Annotated in this window: 13 protein-coding genes; 8 read left to right on the forward strand and 5 right to left on the reverse strand. The window is 58.7% G+C overall.

Annotated features, from left to right (window positions below; all coding sequences use genetic code 11):
- Window positions 1-186 precede the first annotated feature (186 nt).
- The 3 genes from VCA57_RS16860 to ppk1 all read left to right on the forward strand — a co-directional run bounded on the left by VCA57_RS16860 (window position 187) and on the right by ppk1 (window position 4995).
- Window positions 187-1425: a sterol desaturase family protein gene (locus tag VCA57_RS16860; protein WP_411186236.1), complete on the forward strand. Its 1239-nt coding sequence runs from the start codon at window positions 187-189 to the stop codon at window positions 1423-1425.
- Window positions 1426-1758: 333 nt separating this feature from the next.
- Window positions 1759-2772, forward strand: coding sequence for a porphobilinogen synthase (gene hemB, locus VCA57_RS16865; protein ID WP_411186237.1), 1014 nt, complete (start codon window positions 1759-1761; stop codon window positions 2770-2772).
- A gap of 18 nt (window positions 2773-2790) precedes the next feature.
- Window positions 2791-4995, forward strand: coding sequence for a polyphosphate kinase 1 (gene ppk1, locus VCA57_RS16870; protein ID WP_411186238.1), 2205 nt, complete (start codon window positions 2791-2793; stop codon window positions 4993-4995).
- 119 nt (window positions 4996-5114) lie between these two features.
- On the opposite strand, the gene ppx is transcribed toward ppk1, so the two are convergent.
- From ppx to VCA57_RS16895, 5 genes are all read right to left on the reverse strand, one after another.
- Complete coding sequence (gene ppx, locus VCA57_RS16875) at window positions 5115-6617, reverse strand: exopolyphosphatase (protein WP_411186239.1); 1503 nt, start codon at window positions 6615-6617, stop codon at window positions 5115-5117.
- Window positions 6618-6949: 332 nt separating this feature from the next.
- Complete coding sequence (locus tag VCA57_RS16880; RefSeq protein ID WP_411186240.1) at window positions 6950-7681, reverse strand: amino acid ABC transporter ATP-binding protein; 732 nt, start codon at window positions 7679-7681, stop codon at window positions 6950-6952.
- Window positions 7668-8318 (reverse strand): amino acid ABC transporter permease, encoded by a 651-nt coding sequence (locus VCA57_RS16885; RefSeq protein WP_411186475.1) that lies wholly within the window; start codon window positions 8316-8318, stop codon window positions 7668-7670. The genes VCA57_RS16880 and VCA57_RS16885 overlap by 14 nt, the downstream gene beginning before the upstream one ends.
- Window positions 8315-8980 (reverse strand): amino acid ABC transporter permease, encoded by a 666-nt coding sequence (locus VCA57_RS16890; RefSeq protein WP_411186241.1) that lies wholly within the window; start codon window positions 8978-8980, stop codon window positions 8315-8317. Before VCA57_RS16890 ends, VCA57_RS16885 begins: the two co-directional genes overlap by 4 nt.
- Window positions 8981-9007: 27 nt before the next feature.
- Complete coding sequence (locus tag VCA57_RS16895; protein WP_411186242.1) at window positions 9008-9793, reverse strand: transporter substrate-binding domain-containing protein; 786 nt, start codon at window positions 9791-9793, stop codon at window positions 9008-9010.
- Window positions 9794-10070: 277 nt separating this feature from the next.
- On the opposite strand from VCA57_RS16895, the gene VCA57_RS16900 reads away from it, so the two are divergent.
- The 5 genes from VCA57_RS16900 (at window position 10071) to VCA57_RS16920 (ending at window position 15307) form a co-directional block, all read left to right on the forward strand.
- A complete protein-coding gene (locus tag VCA57_RS16900; RefSeq protein WP_411186243.1) occupies window positions 10071-10772 on the forward strand; it encodes a FadR/GntR family transcriptional regulator in 702 nt (233 codons plus the stop codon).
- A 124-nt stretch (window positions 10773-10896) separates the two neighbouring features.
- The gene (gene trxA / locus VCA57_RS16905) at window positions 10897-11223 is read left to right on the forward strand and encodes a thioredoxin TrxA (protein WP_079203790.1); all 327 of its coding nucleotides are present in this window, start codon (window positions 10897-10899) and stop codon (window positions 11221-11223) included.
- A gap of 256 nt (window positions 11224-11479) precedes the next feature.
- Complete coding sequence (gene rho / locus VCA57_RS16910) at window positions 11480-12739, forward strand: transcription termination factor Rho (RefSeq protein WP_411186244.1); 1260 nt, start codon at window positions 11480-11482, stop codon at window positions 12737-12739.
- 133 nt (window positions 12740-12872) lie between these two features.
- Entirely contained in the window at window positions 12873-14339 is a 1467-nt protein-coding gene (gene ubiD, locus VCA57_RS16915; RefSeq protein WP_411186245.1) for a 4-hydroxy-3-polyprenylbenzoate decarboxylase, read from the forward strand.
- Complete coding sequence (locus tag VCA57_RS16920) at window positions 14339-15307, forward strand: CDP-6-deoxy-delta-3,4-glucoseen reductase (RefSeq protein ID WP_411186246.1); 969 nt, start codon at window positions 14339-14341, stop codon at window positions 15305-15307. The genes ubiD and VCA57_RS16920 overlap by 1 nt, the downstream gene beginning before the upstream one ends.
- The last annotated feature ends 46 nt before the right edge of the window (window positions 15308-15353 follow it).

The following is a 15353-nucleotide window of genomic DNA, read 5'->3' on the forward strand; positions in this document are numbered from 1 at the left end:
ACCCGAAGGGCCGGGCCCGTTTTAGCGCGATGCTGCGTTTCTCGATGGCTCATTTAGCTCACTAAACTTCGCATCTCGTGCCTTGCCTCGCGCTAAAACTGGCTCCGGCGCGGCCGCGAACGAAACGGGAACAGACCCTAGCCGTTAGCCTCATGCAACGATACGGCTTATGTAACGGGTGAGACCATGAATTACATCCTCTACGCCGTACCGTTTTTCTTCGCGCTGATCGCCCTAGAGCTATTGCTAGATCATTGGCGTGGGTTTAGTACCTACCGTTTCGCTGATGCGATCAACAGTCTCAGTGCTGGTGTGTTGTCGACCACCGTGGGCCTGCTGACCAAGGCCGTCGGCCTGCTCACCTATACCCTGGCCTGGCAGCAGTGGGCGCTGTTTGAACTGTCGGCCAGCAGCCTGTGGGTTTGGCTGTTTGCCTTTGTCTTTTACGACTTTTGTTATTACTGGAATCACCGCTTGGGCCACGAGCGCAATGTGCTTTGGGCGGCGCATTCGGTGCACCATCAGAGTGAGGACTACAACCTGTCCACTGCGCTGCGCCAGACCAGTACCGGATTTGTTTTCGGCTGGATCTTCTACCTGCCGATGGCTGTGGCTGGCGTGCCGCCGCTGGTGTTCCTCACGGTCGCTGCGCTTAATTTGCTTTACCAGTTCTGGGTGCATACCCGACATATCCCTAAGCTGGGTTGGTTCGAGTGGTTGTTTATTACGCCGTCTAATCACCGGGTACACCATGCGCAGAATGCTGTTTATATGGATCGCAATTACGGCGGCGTGTTCATTCTGTGGGACCGCTTTTTTGCCAGCTATCAAGAAGAATTAGATGAGGAGCCGGTGATTTTCGGCGTAACTACGCCGCTGGCTAGCTGGAACCCGCTGTGGGCTAATGCACAGTTTTATGTAGCGCTCTGGCGTGACGCGGTGCGCGCTGAGTCCTGGTGGGACAAGCTGCGCATCTGGTTTATGCGCACGGGCTGGCGGCCCGCCGATGTGGTGGCGAAATACCCGCAGAGCAAGCCGGACCTCAGCCACTTCGTCAAATTCGACGTGCCGTTGAGCCTGCTGCAGAAAGTCTATGCCGGTGCGCAGTTCAGCCTTTACGTTGTGGGCGGGACTCTGCTGCTGGGTATGGGCGCTGAGTTGAGTCTGGCGCAGATGCTGTTGGGCGTGGCCTGGATGGCCTTTGGTTTGTATGTGATCGGTGTGTTGCTGGAGAACCGGCCAAGCGCCAAGCGTATGGAACTACTGCGTGTGCTGCTGAACCTGCCATTTGCCTGGCTAGCCGTGCAATTGGGCTGGCTGGTGCCTCAGCCGCTGCTTTGGGGATTGCTGCTGAGCTACAGCGTGCTCAGCTTGGCAGGGCTGTTGTGCACGCCGCGTGAGCATAATCCGCTGCTTATTCAATAATCTGCTCAGGCGCTGTTGTGTGGTGGCCCTGTTGTGCTAAACATCGGGTGGTGCATCTGCCGATAGGATGTTGCTGTCGCCAACCTATACGCCGGCTTGGTTTTGCTCCTCAGATTTACCGCGCTGGTCAGCTGCATGCTGCCGCCCGCTTTTCAGGTGCTAGAACGTGTTTTCTCCCTAGTGTTTCCAACATATTCCCGTAATAGTCACGGCGCTATGTTGGATGTGCTTGCGGCACGCGGTCGCAGCGCTGTCGTGCGCTGTCATACATTGGTCATAATGTCCGCTTATAACTGTCACACTCGCCCGTGATTACGGGCTTCGGAGTCCGCCGTGAGTTTTACCCCAGCCAATCGCTTGTTCCCCGCCACTCGCCTGCGTCGTAACCGTCGTGATGATTTTTCCCGCCGTTTGGTGCGGGAAAACCGCCTGAGTGTGGATGACCTGATTCTGCCGGTGTTCGTCCTTGATGGCGAAAATCGCCGCGAAGCGATTACCTCGATGCCGGGTGTTGAGCGTTTGTCCATCGACCTGCTGCTCAAGGAAGCCGAGCACTGGGTGGCCTTGGGTATTCCAGCATTGGCGCTGTTCCCGGTGACGCCGCTGGAGAAGAAATCCCTGCTCGGCGAAGAAGCCTGGAACCCTGATGGCATTGCCCAGCGGGCGATTCGTGCCTTGCGTGCGAAATTCCCCGAGCTGGGCGTGATCAGCGATGTGGCGCTGGACCCGTTCACCACCCATGGCCAGGACGGCATCCTCGACGCCGATGGTTATGTGCAGAACGACATCACCGTTGATGCGCTGGTCAAACAGGCGCTGTCACATGCTGACGCCGGTGCCCAGGTGGTTGCACCGTCGGACATGATGGATGGTCGCATACAGGCGATTCGCGAGGCGCTGGAACTGGCCGATCACAGCAATGTGCGCATCATGGCCTACTCGGCCAAGTACGCCAGCGCCTACTACGGCCCATTCCGCGATGCGGTGGGTTCGGCAGCTAATCTGGGCAAGGCAAATAAGGCCAGCTACCAGATGGACCCGGCCAATAGCGATGAGGCGTTGCACGAAGTGGCCGCTGACCTGGCTGAAGGCGCGGACATGGTGATGGTCAAGCCGGGCATGCCCTATCTGGACATCCTTTGCCGGGTCAAAGCGGAATTCAAAGTGCCGACCTTTGTCTATCAGGTCAGCGGCGAGTACGCCATGCATATGGCGGCTATACAGAATGGTTGGTTGAGTGAGGCAGTGATTCTCGAGTCGCTAACTGCCTTCAAACGTGCGGGTGCCGATGGCATCCTGACTTACTTTGCCGTGCGTGCGGCAGAACTAATAAAGCAGGGGCAATAGCCCCTCCGGGACTATGCAATGAACACCGAAGGACTCAGTAACCCAGAATTGCCAGACGCCCAGCCGGTCGTCGACGAGGTTGTAGCCGTGGAACCCCCTGTCACCGAAGCTCCTGCGCCGGTCGCTCCGGCGCCTGTAGTGATCCATAACCTGGATGACAGCAGCCTGTATATCCACCGCGAACTGTCGCAGTTGCAATTCAATATTCGCGTGCTAGAGCAGGCGCTGGATGAGTCCTATCCGCTGCTGGAACGGTTGAAATTCCTGCTGATTTTCTCCAGCAACCTCGATGAGTTCTTCGAAATTCGCGTTGCTGGCCTGAAGAAGCAAATCAACTTCGCCCGCGAGCAGGCCGGTGCCGATGGCTTGCAACCGCATCAAGCGCTGGCGCGGATTGCCGAATTGGTGCACGAACAGGTGGATCGCCAGTACGCGATTCTTAACGACAACCTATTCCCGGCGCTGGCCAAGCACAACGTCAACTTTATCCGTCGGCGTTTCTGGACCACCAAGCACAAGGCATGGGTGCGGCGTTATTTCCGCGACGAGATCGCGCCGATCATCACGCCGATCGGCCTCGATCCGACGCATCCGTTCCCGCTGCTGGTGAACAAGAGTCTGAACTTTATCGTCGAGTTGGAAGGTATTGACGCGTTTGGTCGCGACTCCGGTTTGGCGATTATCCCCGCACCGCGTTTGCTGCCGCGCATTATCAAAGTGCCAGAGGATGTTGGTGGGCCGGGTGACAACTTCGTGTTCCTCTCGTCGATGATCCACGCGCATGCCGATGACCTGTTCCAAGGCATGAAGGTCAAGGGCTGCTACCAGTTCCGCCTAACGCGTAACGCCGACCTGTCGGTGGACACCGAGGACGTCGAAGACCTGGCCCGCGCCCTGCGTGGCGAGCTGTTCAGCCGTCGCTACGGCGATGCGGTGCGTCTGGAAGTGGTCGATACCTGCCCACGACCGCTGCTGGATTACTTGCTTAAGCAGTTCAGCCTGACCGAGGCCGAGCTATATCGCGTCAACGGTCCAGTCAACTTGACCCGGCTGTTCAGTATTACGGGTCTGGAAAGCCATCCGGAACTGCAATACACGCCGTTCACCCCGGTGATCCCCAAGTTGCTGCAGAACGCCGAGAACATTTTCAGTGTGGTCAGCAAGCAAGACATCCTCTTGCTGCACCCGTTTGAGTCGTTCACGCCTGTGGTCGATCTGCTGCGTCAGGCGGCGAAAGATCCACACGTGCTGGCGATTAAGCAGACCCTGTACCGCTCCGGGGCCAACTCGGAAATTGTCGATGCGCTGGTAGACGCCGCACGTAACGGCAAAGAGGTCACTGCGGTGATCGAATTGCGTGCGCGTTTCGACGAGGAGTCCAACCTGGCCCTGGCTAGCCGCCTGCAGGCTGCCGGCGCAGTAGTGATTTACGGCGTGGTCGGTTTCAAAACCCACGCCAAGATGATGCTGATTTTGCGTCGTGAGAGTGGTGACATCGTTCGTTATGCGCACCTGGGTACGGGTAACTACCACGCCGGCAACGCCAAGCTGTACACCGATTACAGCCTGCTTACCGCCGACGTGGCGCTGTGTGAAGACGTTTCCAAGCTGTTCAGCCAGCTGATCGGCATGGGTAAGACCCTGCGCATGAAGAAGCTGCTGCATGCGCCGTTCACCCTGAAAAAGACCCTCCTCGACATGATCGCCCGCGAAACTGCCTTGGCGGCCGAGGGCAAGTCGGCGCATATCATGGCCAAGTTCAACTCGCTGACCGATCCGAAGATCATCCGCGCGCTGTACAAGGCCAGCCAGACCGGGGTGAAAATCGACCTGGTGGTACGCGGTATGTGTTGCCTGCGTCCGGGTATTGCCGGGGTGTCGCACAATATCCAAGTGCGTTCGATCATCGGTCGCTTCTTGGAGCACACGCGGGTGTTCTATTTCTCCAATGGCGGCGAGGAGAAGATCTACCTGTCGAGCGCTGACTGGATGGAGCGCAACCTCGATAAACGGGTTGAGACGTGCTTCCCGGTGGAAGGCAAGAAGTTGATCCTGCGGGTCAAGAAGGAGCTGGAAAGCTACCTGACCGACAACACCCAGGCTTGGGTGCTGCAATCGGATGGCCGCTACCTGCACACGAGCCCGAGCGGCAACCAGAATCCGCGTAGCGCGCAGGCCGGCTTGCTAGAGAAGTTGACCGCACCACTGATCAGCGCACGTTAAACCTTGCAGAGGCTGCGCCTTGCGGGCGCCGCCTCAGCATTTGTTTCGTTTATGGCGCGTTAGGGCGAGCTAAGCGGCTAAGCAGCATGGCCTGCCGCATAGCCCATCGCGGCAGGCTCTCAGCGAACGATCAGTTCGATGCCGATACGTTTCAGCCACTCGGCTTCTTGGGTGAAGTCCGCCTGAGTCAGTGGGTTTTTCTCCAGCCAGCCGGCGGGGAACTGAATTTCCAGACTCTGCTCGCGCGCCTGTAGGTGAACGTTGGGCATTTCCTGGCTGCCACGAATGTGGTGGAACAGGATGGCAAAACGCAGCAGCACGCACAGACGGATCAGCTTGGTGCCTTCGCCGCCAAAATCGGCAAACTTGTCTTTGGGGATGTTGCGCCGATGCCCGCGGATCAAGAGGGCAAGCATTTGCTGGTCTTGGCGCGAGAAGCCAGACAGGTCTGAGTGCTCGACCAGATAGGCGCCGTGCTTGTGGTACTGGTAGTGGGCGATATCCAGGCCGACTTCATGCACCTTGGCGGCCCAGCTGAGCAGTTCGCGGTGCCATTCGTCTTGCAGTTGCCAATCTGCGGCGACCTTTTCCAGTGCTGAGAGCGCTTTGCTTTCGACCCGCGCGGCTTGCTCCAAATCGACGTGATAGCGCTCCATCAGCGAGCTGAGGGTGCGCTCACGCACGTCTTCATGTTGATGGCGGCCTAGCAGGTCATACAGCACGCCTTCGCGCAGCGCGCCTTCAGAGTGGCTCATGCGCTGGATATCGCAGGCATCGAAGATGGCTTCAAGAATCGCCAGGCCTGCGGGGAAGATGCTCCGGCGGTCGGGCTTGATGCCGTCTAGGTCGAGTTTTTCCGCTTCGCCGATCTTGAATACTTTGCGCTTCAGCCACGCCAGACCTGCGGCGTTGACCTCGCCGGAACCCAGCCCGGCTGCCTGAATGGTCAGGCCAATGGCTTTGATGGTGCCGGATGCGCCGACTGCATCTTCCCAGCCCAGGCGGCGCAGGGCGTGCTCAATGCCCATAATCTCCAGCCTGGCTGCGGTGTACGCTTGGGCGTAGCGCGCCGGGGTGATTTTGCCGTCCTTGAAGAAACGCTGGGTAAAGCTCACGCAGCCCATCTGCAAGCTTTCGCGTAGCAGGGGCTCGAAACGCTGGCCGATAATGAACTCGGTGCTGCCGCCACCAATATCGGCGACCAGGCGTTTACCGGGGGTATCGGAAATGCTGTGGGATACCCCGAGATAAATCAGGCGGGCTTCTTCACGGCCGGAAATGACTTCAACCGGGTGACCCAGGATCTCTTCGGCGCGGCGGATAAATTCGCTGCGGTTGCGCGCTTCGCGCAGGGCGTTAGTGCCCACCACGCGCACCGCGCCTTCCGGCAGGGTCGCGGTCAGCTGGGCAAAGCGACGTAGGCAGTCCAGTCCACGCTGCATGGCGTCTTCGCTGAGCAGGCGTTGCTCATCAATGCCAGCAGCCAGCTGGACCTTGTCGCCCAGGCGTTCGAGGATGCGGATTTCGCCGTGATCGGCTTTGGCCAGCACCATGTGGAAACTATTGGAGCCCAGGTCGATAGCTGCAATCAAAGGGAAAGACTCGGCAGGGGTATGCGGCATGGTAGAACCATCTCAATGCGGAACCGCGTCATCGTGCCACGATAGCCCGGCCCCGCCAACGCATACTGATGTCGCAGGCTTTGTGGATGTCTTTAGATCGAGCCCTGCCAAGGCTCTGGAGAGCGCTGTCAGCCGGGCTTTATGTCAGGCTGCTGCACCGCCGATAACCACGCATGTCGGGCGCTGCAGTTCCTCTGATGCGTGTCTCGCCGTTTGTGTTTGAGTTTTTTTGCTGCAGGCAGCGGATAACTGCCTAGATCGTCCGTTCGTCGCGTTCGTTCTACGGCGCGACGATTGGCCGAGGCGGGCTGTTTACCGCAGAGAAGTTTGGGTTAAAGGTTGATCGAGCCGATAAACTGGCGCAGTTCAGCAGTCTGCGGGTCGGCGAAGAGCTGCTTAGGGTCGCCGATTTCATGTACTTTTCCCTGGTGCATAAACACCAATTTATCGCCCACCTCGCGGGCGAAGCGCATCTCATGGGTGACCATGATCAGGGTCATGCCCTCGCTGGCGAGCTGCTTGACCACGGCCAGCACCTCGTTGACCAGTTCCGGGTCGAGCGCTGAGGTGATTTCGTCGCACAGCAGCACTTTGGGCGACATGGCCAGGGCGCGGGCAATGGCTACGCGTTGTTGCTGGCCGCCGGACAGCCGCTCCGGGTAGGCGTCGAATTTTTCACTAAGGCCGACCCGCTCAAGCATCTGTCGCGCCAGTTGTTCTGCTTCTGCGCGTGAGACCTTTTTCACCACCTGGGGCGCGAGCATGATGTTCTCGCCCACCGTCAGGTGCGGGAACAGGTTGAACTGCTGAAACACCATGCCGACCTTCTGCCGCAGGCTGCGCAAATCTGCGCGAGCGGCATCAATGTATTCGCCGTCTACTTCGATGACCCCGTCGTTGATCGACTCCAGGCCATTGAGCGTCCGCAGCAGAGTGCTTTTGCCCGAGCCGCTGCGCCCGATAATGGCGACCACCTGGCCTTCCTCGACCTTCAGGTCGATGCCCTTGAGTACATGGTTGTCGCCGTAGTACTTGTGCAGGGCGGTGACGTTAAGCAGTGACATTCAGCCTCCTTTCCAGGCGGTGTGCAGCGAATGAGAGCGGGTAGCAGAGCAGGAAATAGCCGAGGGCGACGAAGCCATAGACCATGAAGGGCTCGAAGGTGGCGTTGGCCAGCATGCCGCCGGTTTTGGTGAGTTCGGTAAAGCCGATGATTGAGGTCACGGCCGTGCCCTTGACCACTTGCACCGAGAACCCAACCGTGGGGGCTACGGCGATACGCGCGGCCTGTGGCAATACCACGTGGCGCAGCACTTCCAGGCGGCTCATGGCCAGGCTCTCGGCCGCTTCCCACTGGCCGTAGCTAATCGACTCGACGCATCCGCGCCAGATCTCGGCGAGAAAGGCGCTGGTGAACAGGGTTAGGGCCACGGCCGCCGCCAGCCAGGGCGAGACATCAATGCCCAGCAGGGCCACGCCGAAAAACACCATAAACAGCTGCATCAGCAGCGGTGTGCCCTGGAATAGCTCGATATAACCGCGCGCCAGAATACGTGGCGTGGCCAATGGTGCAATGCGCGCGAGCAGCACCAATAAACCGGCAATGCCGCCGCAAATAAAGGCTACCAGCGACAGGAGAAGTGTCCATTGCAGGCCAACCAGTAGGTTGCGCAGGATGTCCCAGAGGGTGAACTCCATCAGCGGGCTCCCTGAATAAAGCGCCGACCGAACCAGGCCAGCAACTGACGAATGATGATCGCCATGGCCAAGTACAGCAGGGTGGTGACTAAATAGGTTTCAAAGGCGCGGAAGTTACGCGATTGAATGAAGTTGGCGGCGAACGACAACTCCTCGGTGGAGATCTGTGAGCACACCGCCGAACCGAGCATGACGATGATGATTTGGCTCGACAGCGCTGGCCAGACTTTCGCCAAGGCCGGGCGCAGGACCACGTAACGGAAGCTTTCGACACGGCTCATCGCCAGTGCTGCTGCCGCCTCCAGTTGGCCATGGGGAATGGCCTGGATGCCGGCGCGGATGATTTCCGTGGAATAGGCCCCCAGGTTGATCACCATGGCCAGCACTGCTGCTTCCCATTCCGACAGGCGCACGCCCATGGCGGGCAGGCCGAAGAAAATAAAGAACAACTGGACGATGAACGGTGTATTGCGGATCAGCTCCACATAAATCCCGAACAGAGTGTTGAACGGGCGGATACGCCAGGCGCGCAGCACGGCACCGAGGATGCCGAGGCCAACCCCCAGCAGCGTGCCAATAGCGGTTAGCGCGAGGGTAAAGCCGGCGCCGCGCAGAAGCAGGTCAGCGTTCTGCAGTACCGGGATAAAGTCGAACTGATACGCCATCGTCGCGTGTCTCCTGGCTGGTCGGGCTTACAGGTCTGCCGGCAGCGGTTGCTTCAGCCATTTCTCGCTGATGGTGCTGAGGCTGCCATCGGCCTTGGCCGCAGCAATAATGGCGTTGACCTTATCCAGCAGGGCGGCTTCGTTCTTGTTCACGCCGACATAGACCGGCGAATCCTTGAGCTTGAGCTTCATCACTGGAACGCGCTTGGGGTTGCGCTCGGCGATAGCCACCATCACCACGTTGCCGCTGGCGATCAGGTCAACTTGGTTCGACAGGTAGGCGGCGATGGTTGAGTTGTTGTCTTCGAAGCGCTTGAGGGTGGCACCTTTGGGGGCGACCTTGCTCAGTTCGATGTCCTCAATCGAGCCACGGGTGACGCTGATGTTCTTGCCGGCTAGGTCATCAAGAGCGGTGATGGCGGCATCGTCCGGGCCGAATACACCCAGGTAGAACGGCGCGTAAGGTGCAGAGAAGTCGATTACTGCCTCGCGTTCAGCATTCTTACCGAGGCTGGAAATAACCAGGTCAACCTTGCCGGTGGTCAAAAACGGAATGCGGTTGGTGCTGTTGACCGGCGTGACTTCCAGCTTCACGTCTAGCTTGTCGGCCAGCAGTTGTGCGGCATCAATATCCAGGCCGCGCGGTTGCATGTCGGGCCCGACCGAACCGAACGGTGGGAAGTCCTGCGGCACGGCAACTTTCAATACGCCGCGTTGAGTGATATCTGCCAGGCCATCGGCAAAGGCCGGTGCGCTGCTGAGCGCGACGCTGGCAAACAAGGCGGCAAGTAGGTGGCGTGAGGTAAGGGTCATGGCGAGCTCCTGGGCGGATAAAAATGACAAATGCGCTAAAAGAGGTATTGCATCTGCCATGCCAATGTCTCGATTTTCGTGGTCTTCCGGCTGTCTGCTTGTAATTACAAGGTCTTACTGGTCTGAACAGTTAATAAACCTGTCTGCTCGGTCAGGCTGTTGGTCGCGTCTTATTGGTGCGCTGCGTAATATCGTGTTCCGCAAGGGTGCAAAGCTTGCCTGGAAAGGAATCAGGCCTTACAAAGGCGCTTTATCGGACTGACCGGCCTGAACAGTCATGAATGACACGCCCACACGAGCTGTACCTGAATATGCCGTCCAGGCGATCCGCGAGTTGATCGACGCAGGAGGCTATCGCGCCGGTGATGTGTTGCCCTCGCAACGTGATCTGGCCGAGCAACTGGGGGTTAGCCGGGCCTCATTACGCGAAGCGCTTTCTACACTCAGTGCCTTGGGACGGGTCAGCGTGCAGCCCGGCAAGGGTGTGTTCGTGCGCGAGCCTTCAGCCGCGCCTAGCGGGGCTTTCGCCTGGCCGTTTGCCGCACAGGTCAGTGCAGCGGATACCTTTCAGTTGCGCTTCGCGTTGGAAGGTTTCGCCTGTGGCTTGGCCGCAGCGACACTAACGGCCGAAGATCTCGATGCATTGCAGGACAACGTCGAGCAAATGCGCCTGGAACTGCGTGCTGCCGACTTCGAACGGGCCTCACAGTTGGATTTCGACTTTCACCGACGCATTCTGCAGGCCAGCGGCAATCAGGCCATGAGTGCAATTGTCACTTCCAGTGCGGCGATTTTTCTGGAAAGCCAGCGATTGCCGTTTATTCGTCCGGAGCGCGCGATGGAAACCTGGCAGGAGCACCGCAAGATTCTTGCGGCGCTTGGACGGCACGCGGCGGGGCCGGCGCAAAAGGCTATGCAGCAGCATATTCAGGCGGCGGCCTTGCGTACGGGCATCGCCTTTGTCACTCTGCGCAGCTGAGAAGGTGCTGCCATCAACTATTGATTAGGTTAATAGTTAAGCTCAATTGCATCTGCCTTCCTGTGACAGAAAAGCCGAGCTATGATGGCGGCCACTTTTTGCTTCCGAACATGCGGAGACTTCCATGAGCGAATTCATCACCAATGTCAGCGATGCCAGCTTCGATCAGGACGTGATCCAGGCCGAAGGTCCGGTGCTGGTCGACTACTGGGCTGAGTGGTGTGGCCCGTGCAAAATGATTGCACCGGTACTCGATGAGATCGCCCAGACTTACCAGGGCAAGCTGAAAGTCTGCAAGCTGAACATCGACGAAAACCAGGACACACCACCGAAGTACGGCGTACGTGGCATTCCTACTCTGATGCTGTTCAAAAACGGCAATGTTGAAGCGACCAAGGTTGGTGCATTGTCCAAGTCGCAGCTGGCGGCGTTCCTCGACAGCAACATCTAAGTTGCGTTGATACGGCAGTAAGCTCGAAATAGCCCCGCACATAGCGGGGTTTTTTCTACCTGAACGCTAGACGTATGAATAAAACCGGTGTTACATTCGGCCTCGCTGCATTTCCTATGCCGCCCCCTGCAAGCCGTCGCCGACGCATTCCTTTCGAATCTTTCGATATACAAGCAGGCGATCAAATCGTCTTCTCACGGCGCGGCCTCCCAAGCTAAATAGCTTATTTCCCCTCCTTCATGATTACGTCATTCCTATGAATCTGACCGAACTCAAGCAAAAGCCGATTACCGAACTGCTGGAACTCGCCGAACAACAAGGCCTGGAAAACATGGCCCGTTCGCGCAAGCAGGACGTGATTTTCTCCCTGTTGAAAAAACACGCTAAAAGCGGTGAGGAAATCTCCGGTGATGGCGTGCTGGAGATTCTCCAGGACGGTTTCGGCTTTCTCCGCTCTGCGGATGCCTCGTACCTCGCTGGCCCCGACGACATCTACGTCTCGCCGAGCCAGATCCGCCGCTTCAACTTGCGTACAGGCGATACCATCGTCGGCAAGATCCGCCCGCCGAAAGAAGGCGAGCGTTACTTCGCGCTGCTCAAGGTTGACACGATCAACTACGATCGCCCGGAAAATGCCAAGAACAAAATTCTGTTCGAAAACCTGACGCCGCTGTTTCCCACCAAGCGTCTGGTCATGGAAGCCGGTAACGGCTCCACCGAGGACATCACCGGCCGGGTGATCGACCTCTGCGCCCCGATCGGTAAAGGCCAGCGTGGCTTGATCGTTGCTCCGCCGAAAGCCGGTAAGACCATCATGCTGCAGAACATCGCAGCGAACATCGCGCGCAACAACCCCGAGTGCCACCTGATCGTTCTGCTGATCGATGAGCGCCCGGAAGAAGTAACCGAGATGCAGCGCACCGTGCGCGGCGAAGTGGTTGCCTCGACCTTCGATGAACCACCAACCCGCCACGTGCAGGTTGCCGAAATGGTCATCGAGAAGGCCAAGCGCCTGGTTGAGCACAAGAAGGATGTGGTCATCCTGCTCGACTCCATCACCCGTCTGGCGCGCGCCTACAACACCGTGATCCCAAGCTCCGGCAAGGTGCTTACGGGTGGTGTTGACGCTCATGCTCTGGAGAAGCCAAAACGCTTCTTCGGTGCCGCGCGTAACATCGAAGAAGGCGGTTCGCTGACCATCATCGCTACCGCGCTGGTGGAAACCGGCTCGAAGATGGATGACGTGATCTACGAAGAGTTCAAAGGCACCGGCAACATGGAACTGCCGCTGGACCGTCGTATCGCTGAGAAGCGTGTGTTCCCAGCCATCAACATCAACCGCGCCGGCACCCGTCGCGAAGAATTGTTGACCGCCGATGACGAACTGCAGCGCATGTGGATTCTGCGCAAGCTGCTGCACCCGATGGATGAGATTGCCGCCATCGAGTTCCTCACCGACAAGCTGAAAGCGACTAAGACTAACGAAGAGTTCTTCCAGTCGATGAAGCGTAAGTAAGGCGTTTTCGCCCTACAACAAAAGCCGGGTAAGCCCGGCTTTTGTGCATCTGGAGGTTGCTTCAGCCTTCTGATAGATCCAGTTCGGCGCTAAACTTTGCGTCCCTTTGCTTGGCCCGTAACGAGGCATCTGCATGCAGTATCGTGACTTGCGCGATTTTATTCGCGGCCTGGAACAGCGCGGCGAACTCAAGCGCATTCAGACGCCCGTTTCTCCTGTGCTGGAAATGACCGAGATTTGCGACCGCACCCTGCGTAAAGGCGGGCCGGCGCTGCTATTCGAAAACCCGACAGGCTTCGACGTGCCAGTGCTCGGTAATCTGTTCGGCACGCCTAAGCGCGTGGCCCTGGGCATGGGCGCAGAAGAGGTCAGCGAGCTGCGCGAAATCGGCAAGCTGCTGGCGTTCCTGAAAGAGCCCGAGCCGCCGAAAGGTCTGAAGGATGCTTGGAATAAGCTGCCGATCTACAAAAAAGTGCTGAGCATGGCACCCAAGGTGCTGAAAGACGCGCCGTGCCAGGAAGTGATTGAGGAGGGCGACGATGTCGACCTCGGCAAGCTGCCCGTGCAAACCTGCTGGCCGGGCGATGTCGGCCCGTTGATCACTTGGGGCCTGACCATTACCAAAGGCCCGAATAAAGAGCGACAGAACCTCGGTATTTATCGCCAACAGGTGATTGGTCGTAACAAGGTGATCATGCGCTGGCTCAGCCACCGTGGCGGCGCGTTGGACTTCCGTGACTGGTGCGAAAAATACCCAGGTCGTCCTTACCCCGTTGCAGTGGCTTTGGGCGCTGATCCGGCGACCATTCTGGGTGCGGTAACGCCCGTGCCGGACAGCCTTTCGGAATATGCCTTTGCCGGTCTGTTGCGCGGCCATCGCACCGAGCTAATCAAGGCGCGTGGCAGTGACCTGCAGGTGCCGGCCAGCGCCGAAATCGTCCTCGAAGGGGTGATTCACCCCGGTGAGATGGCCCCGGAAGGTCCTTACGGTGATCACACCGGCTATTACAACGAAGTCGACAGCTTCCCGGTGTTCACCGTCGAGCGCATTACCCGCCGGCAAAAACCGATTTACCACAGTACCTACACCGGCCGACCGCCGGATGAACCGGCGATTCTCGGTGTGGCGCTCAATGAAGTGTTCGTGCCGATCCTGCAGAAGCAGTTCCCCGAGATCACCGACTTCTACCTGCCACCGGAAGGCTGCTCCTACCGCATGGCGGTGGTGACCATGAAGAAGCAGTACCCCGGTCACGCCAAGCGCGTGATGTTGGGTGTCTGGTCGTTTTTGCGCCAGTTTATGTACACCAAGTTTGTGATTGTCACCGACGACGATATCAATGCGCGGGACTGGAACGATGTGATCTGGGCCATCACCACGCGCATGGACCCCAAGCGCGACACGGTGATGATCGAAAACACGCCAATCGACTACCTGGACTTCGCTTCGCCGATCTCCGGTTTGGGCTCGAAGATGGGCCTGGACGCCACCCACAAGTGGCCGGGCGAAACGACGCGCGAATGGGGCCGTGCCATCGTTCAGGATGAAGCGGTTAAGCAGCGCGTTGATGCGATGTGGTCTGAGTTGGGAATTGATTGATGAATGTCACCCTGAAGCCTTCAGGTGCCGTGCTTGCGGTGTTGCCTCATGAGCGCATCCTCGATGCCGCACGACGCCTGGGTTACGACTGCCCGCAGAGCTGCCGCAACGGCAATTGCCATATTTGTGCGGCGCTGCTGGTGGAGGGCCGTGTGCAGCAAGGCGGGGTCGAACTGACCCAGGGCGAGCTGTTCACCTGCCTGGCAGAACCGCTGGAAGACTGTGTGTTGCATTGGGATGGCGTGCTGGCCCCCGGTGAGCTGCCGGTGCTTGAGCTGGCTTGCCAGGTCTCGGCTTGTGATGAGCTGGGCGGCGATGTGTTTCGTCTGCGCCTGAGCGCTCCTGCGGGCAAGGCTGTGCGTTATCACGCCGGGCAATACGTGTTGCTGCAACGTGATGGCGATGATTACGCCGCTTTTTCCCTGGCGTCTGCTCCGCACAATGGTCGTGAGTTGGAGTTGCATGTGCTGGCCCGCGACGCGGCCACCGTTGCCCTGATCGCCCAGCTGCGCCGCACAGGCTTGGTAAAGGTGAAGCTGCCGTTTGGCGATACCCACCTGGCGGAGTTGCCGGATGGGCCGTTGGTGCTGATTGCCGCCGGCACCGGCATGGCGCAGATGCACAGCCTGATCGAACATTGTCGCGCCAGCGGCTTTGCTCATCCGGTGCATCTGTACTGGGGCGCGCGCCGTCCGGAAGACTTTTACGCTTTGGAGCACTGGCCGCAGTGGCAGCAGGTGCCCAATCTGTTCCTGCATCAAGTGGTCAGTGATCAATGTGGCTGGCAGGGTCGTTGTGGCCTGCTGCATGAGGCCGTGCGAGAAGACTTTGCTGACCTGAACGCGCTGCATGTATATGCCAGCGGCTCCCCGGCGATGGTCTACGCCACGCTGGATGCGTTGGTTGAGGCAGGGATGGATGCGCATCAGATGCGCGCTGACGTATTTGCCTACGCGCCACGCGGTTGAAGGCCGCAAAAGCGGCTGCGGCCTAATCGTGGTGTAGCAAACCTTG

It is taken from the genome of Pseudomonas sp., from assembly GCF_046581935.1.
Lineage (GTDB): Bacteria > Pseudomonadota > Gammaproteobacteria > Pseudomonadales > Pseudomonadaceae > Aquipseudomonas.

Bases quoted from the DNA above. Each gene is read 5' to 3' on its own strand.
- VCA57_RS16860 (WP_411186236.1), top strand. From the start codon at position 187: ATGAATTACATCCTCTACGCCGTACCGTTTTTCTTCGCGCTGATCGCC.
- ppk1 (WP_411186238.1), top strand. From the start codon at position 2,791: ATGAACACCGAAGGACTCAGTAACCCAGAATTGCCAGACGCCCAGCCG.
- ppx (WP_411186239.1), bottom strand. From the start codon at position 6,617: ATGCCGCATACCCCTGCCGAGTCTTTCCCTTTGATTGCAGCTATCGAC.
- VCA57_RS16880 (WP_411186240.1), bottom strand. From the start codon at position 7,681: ATGTCACTGCTTAACGTCACCGCCCTGCACAAGTACTACGGCGACAAC.
- VCA57_RS16890 (WP_411186241.1), bottom strand. From the start codon at position 8,980: ATGGCGTATCAGTTCGACTTTATCCCGGTACTGCAGAACGCTGACCTG.
- VCA57_RS16895 (WP_411186242.1), bottom strand. From the start codon at position 9,793: ATGACCCTTACCTCACGCCACCTACTTGCCGCCTTGTTTGCCAGCGTC.
- VCA57_RS16900 (WP_411186243.1), top strand. From the start codon at position 10,071: ATGAATGACACGCCCACACGAGCTGTACCTGAATATGCCGTCCAGGCG.
- trxA (WP_079203790.1), top strand. From the start codon at position 10,897: ATGAGCGAATTCATCACCAATGTCAGCGATGCCAGCTTCGATCAGGAC.
- rho (WP_411186244.1), top strand. From the start codon at position 11,480: ATGAATCTGACCGAACTCAAGCAAAAGCCGATTACCGAACTGCTGGAA.
- ubiD (WP_411186245.1), top strand. From the start codon at position 12,873: ATGCAGTATCGTGACTTGCGCGATTTTATTCGCGGCCTGGAACAGCGC.
- VCA57_RS16920 (WP_411186246.1), top strand. From the start codon at position 14,339: ATGAATGTCACCCTGAAGCCTTCAGGTGCCGTGCTTGCGGTGTTGCCT.